The 12,622-nt window shown below is 46.3% G+C and carries 13 protein-coding genes; 12 read left to right on the top strand and 1 reads right to left on the bottom strand.

The window, feature by feature from the left end; genetic code table 11:
- The first annotated feature begins 70 nt into the window (after positions 1–70).
- The 12 genes from AC3WU2_RS11720 (at position 71) to AC3WU2_RS11665 (ending at position 10,875) form a co-directional block, all read left to right on the top strand.
- Positions 71–748, top strand: a complete 678-nt coding sequence (locus tag AC3WU2_RS11720) for a DUF2953 domain-containing protein (protein ID WP_492454261.1) — start codon at positions 71–73, stop codon at positions 746–748.
- The gene (gene ytfJ / locus AC3WU2_RS11715; RefSeq protein WP_018755268.1) at positions 721–1,209 is read left to right on the top strand and encodes a GerW family sporulation protein; all 489 of its coding nucleotides are present in this window, start codon (positions 721–723) and stop codon (positions 1,207–1,209) included. The genes AC3WU2_RS11720 and ytfJ overlap by 28 nt, the downstream gene beginning before the upstream one ends.
- A 155-nt stretch (positions 1,210–1,364) precedes the next feature.
- Positions 1,365–2,570, top strand: coding sequence for a D-alanyl-D-alanine carboxypeptidase family protein (locus AC3WU2_RS11710; protein WP_492454259.1), 1,206 nt, complete (start codon positions 1,365–1,367; stop codon positions 2,568–2,570).
- 21 nt (positions 2,571–2,591) lie between these two features.
- Entirely contained in the window at positions 2,592–3,260 is a 669-nt protein-coding gene (locus AC3WU2_RS11705; RefSeq protein ID WP_492454257.1) for a nucleoside recognition domain-containing protein, read from the top strand.
- Between the two features lie 14 nt (positions 3,261–3,274).
- The gene (locus tag AC3WU2_RS11700) at positions 3,275–3,808 is read left to right on the top strand and encodes a spore maturation protein (protein WP_018755271.1); all 534 of its coding nucleotides are present in this window, start codon (positions 3,275–3,277) and stop codon (positions 3,806–3,808) included.
- A gap of 89 nt (positions 3,809–3,897) precedes the next feature.
- Complete coding sequence (locus AC3WU2_RS11695) at positions 3,898–4,236, top strand: hypothetical protein (RefSeq protein WP_492454254.1); 339 nt, start codon at positions 3,898–3,900, stop codon at positions 4,234–4,236.
- 20 nt (positions 4,237–4,256) lie between these two features.
- Positions 4,257–5,003 (top strand): pseudouridine synthase, encoded by a 747-nt coding sequence (locus AC3WU2_RS11690; RefSeq protein WP_492454252.1) that lies wholly within the window; start codon positions 4,257–4,259, stop codon positions 5,001–5,003.
- 126 nt (positions 5,004–5,129) lie between these two features.
- On the top strand, positions 5,130–5,648 hold the full coding sequence (resA, locus tag AC3WU2_RS11685; protein ID WP_492454250.1) for a thiol-disulfide oxidoreductase ResA: 519 nt from the start codon (positions 5,130–5,132) through the stop codon (positions 5,646–5,648).
- Between the two features lie 72 nt (positions 5,649–5,720).
- Positions 5,721–7,397, top strand: coding sequence for a cytochrome c biogenesis protein ResB (gene resB, locus AC3WU2_RS11680; RefSeq protein ID WP_379348279.1), 1,677 nt, complete (start codon positions 5,721–5,723; stop codon positions 7,395–7,397).
- Positions 7,394–8,656: a cytochrome c biogenesis protein CcsA gene (ccsA, locus tag AC3WU2_RS11675; protein ID WP_492454247.1), complete on the top strand. Its 1,263-nt coding sequence runs from the start codon at positions 7,394–7,396 to the stop codon at positions 8,654–8,656. Before resB ends, ccsA begins: the two co-directional genes overlap by 4 nt.
- 70 nt (positions 8,657–8,726) lie before the next feature.
- Positions 8,727–9,443 carry a response regulator transcription factor gene (locus tag AC3WU2_RS11670; RefSeq protein WP_018755277.1) on the top strand — a complete coding sequence of 239 codons (717 nt, stop codon included), beginning with the start codon at positions 8,727–8,729 and terminating at the stop codon, positions 9,441–9,443.
- Between the two features lies 1 nt (position 9,444).
- Positions 9,445–10,875: a HAMP domain-containing sensor histidine kinase gene (locus AC3WU2_RS11665; RefSeq protein ID WP_492454245.1), complete on the top strand. Its 1,431-nt coding sequence runs from the start codon at positions 9,445–9,447 to the stop codon at positions 10,873–10,875.
- 159 nt (positions 10,876–11,034) lie between these two features.
- Here AC3WU2_RS11665 and serA read toward each other — a convergent pair whose 3' ends face one another.
- Entirely contained in the window at positions 11,035–12,621 is a 1,587-nt protein-coding gene (gene serA / locus AC3WU2_RS11660) for a phosphoglycerate dehydrogenase (RefSeq protein ID WP_314585360.1), read from the bottom strand.
- Position 12,622 lies beyond the last annotated feature (1 nt).

The raw sequence follows: 12,622 nt of genomic DNA, 5'->3' as shown, positions 1-12,622 counted from the left end.
TTTTTGTCATGAAAAGAAGTAATATCAGCCATACTATCCGAAGGGAAAAAGAGTCAGGGGGTTCTTGCTTGTGTGGATCTGGATTGTACTAGGAATAATAGGCTGTATCCTTATCGCCGTGCTGATTGCAGCATGTACGTATATCGATATTAAAATTTTGTTCAATAAGGTGGAGAGAGACGACTATCTTTCGATTAAAGTACGAATGCTCTTCGGTCTTGTAAAATTCAATTATCAAATTCGACAAATTAAGTTCAAGGGGTTCGATCAAGGATTCCTTATGAAGCGGGAGAAGAAGGATAACGTGTTAGGGCACTCCCATGATCATATTCAACTTAATATTGATTTCATTCAGAACATCTACGATCATATTTTGCTAATCATTCGGTTTACGGCGGATTTTAAACGTTGGGTGCAAAAGCTGCTTCGACGTGTGCATTGTGATGTTCTCACCTGGGAGACGCATATCGGGTTTGAGGATGTCGTTGAAACCGGGATGGCTACAGGAATCATCTGGGCTCTAAAAGGAACAATTATGGGCTGGTTGTCGCATACGATTCGGTTAGAGCATATGCCTGAGCTAGAGGTACATACGCATTTCAATGACCCGCAATTTACCACTGAGTTGCGCTGCATAGCGAAAATTCGCTTCGGACACGCTATGATTGCAGGCGTTGTTCTTCTTGTACGCATTGTGAAAGTGAAAGGAGGACTGAAGTTATGGCAGAGCATCCTATTCAAGGCTTGATGCAAACTTCGATGGAAAATATTAAGAAAATGGTGGAAGTGAATACCATCGTAGGAGAGCCGGTTCAGACACCGGACGGCAGTATTATTCTTCCGATCAGTAAGGTTGGATTCGGATTTGCTGCAGGTGGCAGTGAGTTTCATACAGAGGATCGTGCAAAATCCAAATCAAACGATCCAAAACATGATCAGGCCGATGTAGCGCTTCCTTTTGGTGGCGGTAGCGGCGGTGGTGTATCCATCACTCCAATGGCCTTCCTGGTCGTAGGGACACATGGTGTACGTATCGTATCGCTGGATAACCAGACACATCTTGTTGAACGGGTTATCGATTCAATTCCGCAAGTTATGGAGAAGTATAAGACCATGACGGAGAATAAATCGAACGCGAAGTCGAGTGCGGATTCAACGACGAGTCCACCTGAACCAAGCGGATATATGCCTCCGAATTTCTCGAATTAACAAGAACACCGCTTCGCGGCAAAAAGATCGCGGAGCGGTTTTTTTGTACCATGAGCTTCCATTTTTAAGGATACAGTTCTTTTGAATAGGACATACTCTGATGTGGATAAGCATATAGATGAGAAGACAAGGAACCTATAACACGGAGGGCGAAAATGAGAAAGGCCATAAGTTTACCGAAGATGATGATATTCTTCGTATTGTTCTGGGGAATTACGAGTGGCTCTGCTTGGGCGACAGGTAACCGGACAATAGAAACCGAAGTACGGACGAATGCAAAGGCAGCTGCGCTCATTGATGTCACGTCGGGGCGTATTTTATGGAGCAGTCATGGCGACGAATCCATGCGTATTGCAAGTTTAACGAAAATTATGACAGCGATCGTTGCGATTGAACATGGACGATTGTCTGATAAGGTTGAGGTCAGTAAACGCGCATCAGGCAAGGAAGGATCATCGATCTATTTGAGAATCGGTGAGGAAATGTCCCTAGAGAACATGTTGTACGGGCTCATGCTACGTTCAGGAAATGATGCAGCCACAGCGATCGCCGAGCATATCGGTGGCTCTGAAGAAGGATTTGTACTGATGATGAACCAGAAGGCAGAAATGTTAGGGCTGCATAATAGCCACTTCATGAATCCGCATGGTTTGGATGCGGAGGGTCATTATTCATCTGCGAATGACTTAGCTGTATTAACGGCATATGCGCTTAAAAATCCGATCTTCCGTGATATTGTAAAGACGAAGGTGAAAAAAGCGCCAAATCCGAATGATAATTGGGATTATAGCTGGCTGAATAAGAACAAGATGCTGCAAATGTATGAGGGTGCGGATGGTGTGAAAACAGGGTATACCAAAAAAGCGCTTCGCTGCTTGGTCAGCTCTGCTACCCGTCAAGGACAACAGCTTGTTGCTGTAACACTGAATGATGGTACGGACTGGGTTGACCATAAGAATATGCTCGATTATGGATTTCAACACTTTCCGCTCAAGGATATTTATCAGAAAGGACAAGGGGTACAGAATTACCCTTATCAAATTGGAAAGTCATTCTCCTATCCTTTTGCAGAAGGGGAACTGGAACAACTTCGGACGAAGCTCGTGGTAACGGTCCGCTCATCGATGGATTACACCCTTGGGGAACGCGGTAAACTGTATGTATTGTTAGGTGATAAACAATTAGGGGTCATTCCACTATATGAGAAGGACAGTACGCTGTTAATGACGAAGGATCGATCTGCGTTCGCGAATGAGCAAGTGAATGCAGCCTATGCAAGCCGTTCATCCCATCAAGCTCGGGGAAGCTTGATTGATGTTGCGAGAGCGGTGTTCAACGCATTGTTCACAGCGTTCGATTGACGGATAGGGGGAGAGGAAGACGTGGTCAATTTCATTTGGTTATTTTTTATATTGGTTGGATTTATAGTTGCCGTACTGCAGGGTCGAGTGGATGATGTGACCAAGGCGCTGTTTACGGGGGCTGAGACCGGTGTAACGGTTTGTTTTGGACTCATTAGTATTCTCGTCTTCTGGCTCGGTATCATGCGCATCGCGGAAGATGCAGGGTTACTGCAGAAGATTGCGAAGTTGTTAGGTCCTATTGTCCGGTTTCTATTCCCTGATGTCCCGAAGAACCATCCGGCGCTCGGGTATATCATGTCGAATATGAGTGCCAACTTGCTCGGGCTCGGTAATGCGGCGACGCCGATGGGGATCAAAGCGATGCAGGAGCTTCAGAAATTGAATCCGGACAAGGATGCTGCTTCGCCAGCGATGTGTACATTACTTGCCATGAATACGTCAAGTATTACATTAATTCCGACGACCTTAATCGCGATTCGATTGAAATTCGAGTCTTCGAACCCCGCAGAGATTGTCGGTACAACATTGATTGCCACGATGATTGCGACTTGTGCCGCGATGTTAATCGATCGTTGGTACAGGCATCGATATTATAAATCTAGACCGATCCCACCGCTGCCGAAGACACCACCGCGGTCGAAGACACCACCACCACCGAATCGGTCTGCCCCGACATCGACGACATGAAAGGGTGATCTGACATGTATTCGATTATTTCAACGATTTCAACGTGGGCCATTCCTGCCATTATTGTGTTTATCCCATTATACGCGTTTTTTCGTAAGGTACCGGTCTATGAGACCTTCGTAGACGGTGCGAAAGATGGATTCGATACAGCGATTCAGATTATTCCACATTTGGTCGGGATGATGGTGGCGATCAGTGTATTTAGAGCCTCAGGTGCCATGGATTTGATGGTCGGATTCGTCCGTCCCTTATTCGATGCGATCGGTATACCGAGCGAGGTGCTTCCGCTTGGAGTACTTCGACCGATTACAGGTGCGGGCTCTCTCGCTTTTACGACGGATCTTATTCAACAATTCGGACCAGATTCTTTAATTGGGCGTATGGCTTCGACGATCCAAGGAAGCACAGATACGACGATCTATGTCCTTACCGTTTATTTTGGTGCGGTGGGCATTAAAAAAGGAAGGTACGCCCTTAAAGTTGGTTTGCTGTCCGATCTAATCGGTTTCGTTGCAGCAATAGTGGTCTGTTTCTTGGTGTTCGCATAGAGCATCAAGATACTGGACACCAATAGATCATATCAACCATATACTGTAGCAGTTCTACTTCGCGTAACGCGAGAAAAGAGGCGGACTGTATGCAGATTCAAGGATTTATTATTCATCATTCCGTTTGCCCCTCGATTAATGGCAAAGGGTTTGATTTTTTTATTTGTGCGGATGCCACGATTATTCCTGCTACCATTCCCATGGACGAGGAATACATCCATATTTGTTTTGAGGGTGATTATTCCAAGATCTTTGATCTGGCTCCTGCCCATCAGGAGCAGCTTTTTGTTGCCCAGAAACTTCTGGTCACGCTTGCTTCATTGTATCAGATTGATCCCAATCAGCTCTTTTCGCATACCGAATCATGCCCCGGATCGATTTTCCCATGGAATGAACTTGTGATTTCGGAGCAGGATAGGTATCATTAGATCGAGGTGAAGGATAAAGCATGGAAAGATTACAGAAAATTTTGGCAGCTGCCGGGGTTGCATCTCGTCGTAAATGCGAAGAATTAATCCTAGAGGGCAAAGTAGAAGTGAATGGCGAGACGGTAAAAACTCTTGGGGTCAAGGCTGATCCAACGCAAGATGTGATTACTGTGAATGGACGAGCTATTCAATCCGAGAGTAAAGTGTATTTAATGATGAATAAGCCGAAGGGTGTCATAACGAGCGCTACCGATCCGAAAGGACGCAAAGTCGTTACAGATTACGTGACGGGGATCAAGGAGCGGGTATACCCTGTAGGCCGTCTTGATTATGATACGGAAGGTTTGTTATTGCTGACCAACGATGGAGAGTTCGCAAATCTGCTCACCCATCCGAAGCATCATGTACCTAAGACTTATCTCGCAACGGTTGAAGGCATTCCTCATGGCGATAAACTCGAGAAGCTTAAGGAAGGCATTATGCTGGATGATGGCATGACGGCGCCGGCCGAGCTGGAGTATCAGGATATCAATGTTGAAGATAAGCAGGCGACGATTCGGATTACGATCTACGAGGGTCGGAACCGTCAGGTGCGCCGGATGTTCGAAGCGATCTCTCATAAAGTCATCAGGCTCAAGCGGATCAAATTCGGCGATTTGTCGCTGATGAATTTGAAGCGCGGTAGAACGCGCCCGTTAACGCCGAATGAAATCAATGAATTGAAGCAATTAGCCTTATCGAAAAAGAATAAAGAACGCCGAAAGTAACCGATCTCGTACACATAAATTTCAAAATTCCCCAGATGTCGATAACCGAATTTTAGCTATAATGTTCATAGGATATCTAATTAATACATCGCAAGGTGTGATGTACATCATTGAAGGGGACGTCAGATGAAGAATTCGAGAAGAATCGTACAGATTGTTATTTTGCTTGGCGTTTTCATATTGGGTGGTTATGCTATCGGGTCTGCCGTATTCAAATCGGATGATAAACCTGGACGTGGCAGTGAACCGCCCGCTTTTTCTTTAGTTGGTTTGGATGGCAAAGTACATAAGCTGGATGAGTACACAGGGAAAGGCCTTGTCATCAATTTCTGGGGCTCTTGGTGTGAACCGTGCGTCAAAGAAATGCCGCTGCTCGAGAAAACGTGGAGAGCTATGAAAGATAAGAACGTTGAGATTATCGGTGTAAATGTTGGTGAAGATGAGCTCACGGTCAAAAATTTCGTTGGGCAATTCGGTGTAGATTTTCCGATCCTATTAGATAAGGATAAGCTCGCTACGAAGAAATATGCGATCGGTCCAATGCCGACGACGTATTTTGTAAACAGCAAAGGGAAGATCACGGATATCTATGTCGGGATGCTGGACGAAGACACGCTTGAAGAGCGACTGAAACAGTTAAACTAACTGTTTCTTTGGCATGTTTTGAAAGGGTGTACATCATTAGTTCGAGTTAAGGATCAGTAGGAGGTCTTCACAGTGTTTCAAAATACGAAATGTGAGTGCGGGCATCAGAATCATGTTGGCACGGTGCTCTGCGAATATTGCGGTAAACCGCTGAATGATGCGGAGGATGCGAATGAACCGCTGGAAATGCGCTATGACGGCGTCGCACGGAAATCTCAGAAAGCTAACCCGTCGCTTATCGACAAGGTTTGGAATTTCTTCTCATCGGTTAAGATTGCGGTCTATTTAATTATTACTACGCTGCTTGGTGCGACGCTCGGAACGATTTTTCCTCAAGAGAGCACCTTCATTAACGGGGATCCGTCGACGTATTACGAAAAAACCTACGGGACGATCGGGAAAATATATTACACGCTCGGTCTATCACATACGTATACGTCCTGGTGGTTCGTTGCGTTGCTGGTAATGATTGGGACTTCGCTTGTGATCTGTAGCCTGGATCGTGTTCTACCACTTTATCGTGCACTTAGCAAGCAGCAGATTCGTAAACATATGCGATTCTTAACGAGACAGAAGGTCGTCTATCAACAAGAGATCGCACTAACAGGGTCCGCTGAGGAATGGGTTGCACAAGCGGTGAAGCCGCTTCGCAAAAGACACTATCGCGTACATACAGATGGCTCTGCGCTGCTCGCAGAGAAGTATCGTTTTAGCCGTTGGGGTCCTTATATCAATCATATTGGACTGATTATTTTCTTATTAGCGGTACTCGCACGAGGAATTCCAGGCTGGTATATGGATCAATATATCGCTTTTCCAGAAGGGGAAGTGAAGCGGATTCCGGATACGAACTATTATCTGAAGAATGAGAAGTTCACGGTCAAGTATTATAAGGATTCCGAACTTCCGAAAGAAATGCAGGGCGAGAATCGGTTGATCGCCGAATTGTATGAGACGAATGCAGTGCTCTACGAATGTGTGGAGCAATGTGACGATCCGTCGAAGAAGCCGGTGCTTAAGGAAGTGACTCGTCATAATATCGAAGTGAATAAACCGCTGGATTACAATGGGTTTATGGCGTATCAGACGGATTATGATCCGACGCTGCGCCTGCGATCGGTCAAACCGGAATTCCGTAATAAGGAGACCGGTGAGGTCTATGGCGAATTCCAATTGGAAATGCGTGACTCCGCGCTGTCCTATGACGTAGGGCCATATCATTTGGAGCTGAAAGAGAAATATCTCGATTTCGGATTAAATGAGGAAGGACAACCAGTGACCAAATCGCAGGAACCAAATGCGCCAGCCTTCTTGTTCCTCATTACAGGACCTGATCTCGCGAAGGAAGGTGAATTGTATTTCTACTTCCCGCTTCAGATTGACAAGGAACGGTTCGATCAAGAGGCACTCAATGCCAAGTTAAGCGGAGACTTCGCGAAGAAATTCGAGATCAAAGTCAATGGTATGAAAAATGTTGGACTAAGCACGACGTCGTTCTTAACGATCCGCGTTGATAGTGCGATGCCTTTTATTTGGGTGGGTGCTGCGATCTCTATGCTCGGTCTCGTGATGGGCTTCTACTGGAATCATCGTAGAATTTGGCTGCGTTTTGACGGGAAGCAGTTAACACTCGGAGGACATACGAATAAGAACTGGTATGGCATGCGAAGCGATGTGGCGAATTTGCTGAAGCAAATGAATATCGAAGTGGATGCAAAATCGCTAGATAACGGAGGAGAAAATCGATGAAATCTTTATTAGACTTTAGTGGTGATGCTTTTTTAGCGGCATTTTTCTTATATTGCTTGGCCTTCGTATTCTACGTGATTGCAATCTCCGGGAAGATGTGGAAGAAATCCGACCCGGCAGCACATTTGAAGCGCTGGAAAGTGATATCGTTTACAACTTCAACGCTTGGTACGATCGCGCAAATTACATATTTCTTTACGCGTTGGATTGGCGGAGGCCATATTCCTACCAGTAACATGTATGAATTCATGTCATTTCTCTCCATGATGATCATGGTTGCATTTACGATTGTGTATTTAATTTACAGAACTGCGGTATTAGGCGTGTTCGCAGTACCTGTTGCGATTATCGTCATGGCCTATGCGTCGGTGTTCCCGCAAGAAGTACAGCCGTTAATTCCAGCGCTCAATAGTATCTGGCTCAAAATTCACGTGACGACGGCTGCAACGGGGGAAGCTTTCTTCGCGGTTGGTTTTGCTGCAGGACTGATGTATCTTCTACGTACGGTGGACTTTGCATCGAAGACCAAAAAAGCGGTTAGAGCGCAGCGCTGGGTAGAGATCACATTGTTGTCAGTACTCATTATTATTGGTTTTATCGCCTCTGTATTTACGTTCAGAGCGATGGGTTATGAAGCTGTCTTCAAACAAACGATTGTAACAGTTGACAGCCAGCAGCAGGAAAGTAGTAAAATAGAAGAGGTCAAATACAAGCTGCCTGCCATTGTAGCCCCTTATGATAGCGAAACCGTGAAATTCGACTCCTTCTTGGGGATGAGCAAACCTCTATTCGAAGCTCCATCTTGGATGAATGGAGCAAATGCGGGACGGAAGCTTAACACAGTCGTTTGGGCCTTAATCTCAGGTCTTATCCTGTATGGTCTGCTGCGACTTATTGTACGCAAATCGCTTGGTGCAGCGATTCATCCTGCGATGGACGGCATTGATCCGGAAGATTTGGATGAGATCAGCTACCGTGCCATTGCGATTGGATTCCCGCTCTTTACCTTAGGAGCACTTATCTTCGCCATGATCTGGGCGCAAATCGCTTGGTCGCGCTTCTGGGGATGGGATCCGAAGGAAGTATGGGCGCTTATTACTTGGTTGTTCTACAGTGCATATTTACATTTGCGTTTATCGCGCGGCTGGCAAGGGACGAAATCATCATGGCTTGCCGTTATTGGTTTCTTAGTCGTCATGTTCACACTTGTCGGCGTCAATCTTGTTATTGCTGGTTTACATTCTTACGCAGGAGTATAGAGGGGATAGGTCGAATATACTCCAATGCAGATAAATAGAGTTCTACATAAATTGTTGGAGGAGTGCCTACATGACGGATCAATTGAATCGGATTTTGGTAGTCGATGATGAAGAGCGGATTCGCCGCTTATTGAAGATGTATTTGGAGAAGGAGGGTTATATTATCGAGGAAGCCGAGGATGGCGAGACGGCATTGCAGAAATCGCTCGACTCTGACTTTGATCTTATCTTGCTCGATGTTATGCTCCCAGGGATCGATGGGGTAGAGGTGTGCACACGTCTGCGTCAATCCAAAGCGACTCCGGTCATCATGTTAACTGCTAAAGGAGAAGAAATTAACCGTGTGCAGGGGTTTGAAGTGGGGGCAGATGATTATGTCGTCAAGCCTTTCAGCCCGCGAGAGGTCATCTATCGTGTGAAGGCCATTCTGCGCCGTTCTTCCGCAACTGCATTCTTATCGAAAGAAGCGAATTCAAGCAACAATATCGTATTCCCGCATTTGCTCATTGAGCATGATGCGCATCGTGTAACAGCAGGCGGACAAGAGGTCGGCCTTACACCGAAAGAATATGAGCTTCTGCATTACTTGGCGGTTTCCCCGGATAAGGTATTCTCGCGGGAAGAGCTGCTTAAGGATGTATGGAATTATGAGTTCTTCGGCGACTTACGGACAGTGGATACCCATGTCAAACGGTTGCGTGAGAAATTGAATAAAGTCTCTCCTGAATCTGCAGCAATGATTACAACAGTCTGGGGCGTCGGTTACAAGCTTGAGGTGCCGAAATAACGTGATGTTGTGGAAAAGTGTCGTAGGTAAGCTATGGATGACCATCATTGGTCTTGTTGCACTGATTCTTATGATTTTGGGTGTCTTTCTGTTACCTTATATCGATGTGTATCACTTTAAGAATTCCTATGATGTTAAGCGGCTATTTATTTTTACAGGGATCGTCGGGTTTTCACTCACGACGGTCTTTGCTTTTTTCTTGTTCTATAAAATTACGCAGCCTCTACGGATGCTTAAGAAAGCTGCGGATCGTATTCGAAAAGGTGAGTATAACACCGATGGTCTGAATATCCGTTCTACCGATGAAATCGGGGAGCTGGCACATACGTTCAGTCATATGGCGAAAGAAATGCAAGTCACCATCCAGGACTTGAACCATGAGAAGGAGCATTTGTCGAGCATTCTACGGAGTATGACTGATGCAGTTATTACCTTCGATGCCGAAGGCAAAGTCGTTTTAGCAAATCCGAGGGGCGAAGATATTCTTCGCGCTTGGAACGACTTATCTTGGGATGGAGACATGGCTGAACGGGAAGATGATTCATTCCATATTCCTGAACCGTTGTTAGCCTTGTTCCAAGCCGTACTTGAGACGCGTAGTGATCTGACCGACAAGCTCCATGTGCAGCAAGGCGTGTTCTCCGTTGTTATGGCGCCACTTCATTCGCAGGAAAGTGTTCGTGGAGCCGTTGCTGTGCTCCGTGATGTAACTGAGGAAGTGAAGCTTGAGAAGTTACGTAAAGATTTCGTGGCGAATGTCTCTCACGAGATTCGTACACCGCTCTCTATGCTTCAAGGCTATAGTGAGGCATTGATGGATGACATTGCTGCATCGCCGGAGGAGCGCCAAGAGCTGGTCCAAGTGATTCACGATGAGTCGCTGCGGATGGGAAGACTGGTGAAGGATCTACTCGATCTAGCGCGTATGGAAGCAGGACATATCGAGATGCAGCACGAGAGCGTCCAAGTGGATCAATTGATCCAGCGCGTATACCGCAAGTTCGCAGTACTCGCGAAGGAGCGTGACATCCATTTGCTGCTTGAAGCGCCATCGGAGCCGATGATCTTGGAAGCTGCTGACGAGGATCGATTAGAGCAGGTACTGACGAACTTACTAGACAATGCATTTCGTCATACGAATGCAGGGCTTCAGATACTTCTTTCCGCGGGTTATACGGAGACGTCGAAGGGCAGAATGTTGGTACTTAAGATAGCTGACCAGGGACAAGGGATTCCTTCGGAGGATGTGCCGTTTATATTCGAGCGTTTCTATAAGGCTGACAAAGCTCGTACGCGCGGAGCGAACGGGGGAACAGGGCTTGGACTTGCAATTGTCAAAAATATCGTGGATGCACATCATGCCACGATTGCGGTTCAGAGCACCGTTGGTCAAGGCACGACATTCACAATTACGTTTCCTGTCGAAATCTAATTTGAAATGACAAACACTCTCGTTATGAGGGTGTTTTTTGTGTTTTTTGGTGAAGGAGGCAATAAAATCTTGTTGTTCGTGGAACATCGCGATAATAAGAAATGCCCTCCGACACCAGGGAGTGGTGCGTGGAGGGCATTGTATTAAGAACCTATTTCATTAGAGTGTAATTTCTTTGGCTTTCAGAATGCCGTCAATTTGAAGCAATTGTCCGATCACGTCTTTTGGTAATCTGCGATCAACAGACAGCGCCATAATTGCATTACCGCCAGCCTCAGAACGACCTACTTGCATGGTTGCGATGTTGACATCGTTATTTCCTAAGGTTGTACCAACGCTGCCGATCATACCCGGTTTATCGGTGTGAGAAATCAGGATGAGCGTTCCTTCTGGAGCAACGTCTACAGTAAAGCGATCAATTTGAACAATGCGCTCACCATAACCGTTCAGTAACGTTCCGGCAACGAGACGTTCTTCCGTAGAAGACTTCAACGTAACTTGAAGCAGGTTCGTAAAACCTTTCGTTGCTGCAGACTTCTGCACCACGACGTTTACATCACGGACCTTGGCAAGATGCATGGAGTTGATGATATTCACATCCGAACCAAGATGGAAAGATAGTACACCTTTAATAATATGACGTGTGATCGGTTGTGTATCGAAATCTGCCAAATCGCCGGAGTATTTCACGTGAATTTCTTGTACTGGACCATGGATCATTTGAGCAACGAATACGCCCAGCTGTTCACCAAGTTTGAAGTAAGGCTGCAACTTATTGAGCACGTTCGCAGGAACTTGCGGCATGTTTACGGCGTTCTTGTACGGCTCATTGCGTAGAATATGGAGTACTTGCTCCGATACATCGATGGCCACGTTCTCTTGCGCTTCGATTGTCGATGCACCCAAATGCGGTGTGACAACGATTTTCGGATGCTTCAAGAATGGATGATCAGCACGAGGAGGTTCTTCCTCGAATACGTCGAATGCGGCACCAGCGACAATTCCTTGATCGATCGCTTCAACGAGTGCGAGTTCGTCAACTACGCCGCCACGAGCACAGTTGATGATACGCATTCCTTTTTTCATAACCTCAAATTGAGGTCCCGAGATCATATGGCGTGTCTCTGGTGTCAATGGTGTATGCACCGTCATGAAGTCTGCATTACGGATGATGTCGTCCACTGTTGCAAGAGTCACTTGTAATTTCTCTGCACGCTCTTCCGTGAGGAACGGATCGTAAGCGAGGATCTCCATCCCGAAGGCTTTAGCGCGTTTGGCAACTTCACTACCGATGCGACCCATTCCAAGGACGCCGAGTGTCTTGTTACGAAGCTCAACGCCGAGGAAGGACTTACGGTCCCATTCGCCTTGAACAGTCTTCATGTAAGCTTGCGGAATGTGGCGGGACAAAGCCATCATCATCGCGAAAGTGTGTTCACAAGTTGTAATCGTGTTGCCGTCTGGTGCATTGATGACGATAATTCCTTGTTTGGTTGCTGCTTCGAGGTCGATATTATCGACGCCGACGCCTGCGCGACCAACCACTTTTAAATTTTTGCCTGCTTCCATAATGCGAGCAGTGACCCGAGTTTGGCTGCGAACAAGTAGGGCGTCATATTCCCCAATAATCGCGACGAGCTCATCTTCACTGAGTCCCGTTTTCTTCTCTACCGAAATGTCGGCGGCGTCAACCAATTGCTGAATACCCATGTCACTGATCGGATCCGATACTAATACTTTGTACATT

This window comes from Paenibacillus sp. EB106-05-06-XG162, from assembly GCF_058791655.1.
Note: the sequence above shows the minus strand (reverse complement) of the source record. Positions and strands in the feature narration are given on the sequence as shown.

What these genes read in the sequence shown, in the direction of transcription:
- AC3WU2_RS11710 (WP_492454259.1), top strand. Translation starts at nt 1,365, where the DNA reads ATGAGAAAGGCCATAAGTTTACCGAAGATGATGATATTCTTCGTATTG.
- AC3WU2_RS11670 (WP_018755277.1), top strand. Translation starts at nt 8,727, where the DNA reads ATGACGGATCAATTGAATCGGATTTTGGTAGTCGATGATGAAGAGCGG.
- serA (WP_314585360.1), bottom strand. Translation starts at nt 12,621, where the DNA reads ATGTACAAAGTATTAGTATCGGATCCGATCAGTGACATGGGTATTCAG.
- ccsA (WP_492454247.1), top strand. Translation starts at nt 7,394, where the DNA reads ATGAAATCTTTATTAGACTTTAGTGGTGATGCTTTTTTAGCGGCATTT.
- AC3WU2_RS11690 (WP_492454252.1), top strand. Translation starts at nt 4,257, where the DNA reads ATGGAAAGATTACAGAAAATTTTGGCAGCTGCCGGGGTTGCATCTCGT.
- resA (WP_492454250.1), top strand. Translation starts at nt 5,130, where the DNA reads ATGAAGAATTCGAGAAGAATCGTACAGATTGTTATTTTGCTTGGCGTT.
- ytfJ (WP_018755268.1), top strand. Translation starts at nt 721, where the DNA reads ATGGCAGAGCATCCTATTCAAGGCTTGATGCAAACTTCGATGGAAAAT.
- AC3WU2_RS11695 (WP_492454254.1), top strand. Translation starts at nt 3,898, where the DNA reads ATGCAGATTCAAGGATTTATTATTCATCATTCCGTTTGCCCCTCGATT.
- AC3WU2_RS11700 (WP_018755271.1), top strand. Translation starts at nt 3,275, where the DNA reads ATGTATTCGATTATTTCAACGATTTCAACGTGGGCCATTCCTGCCATT.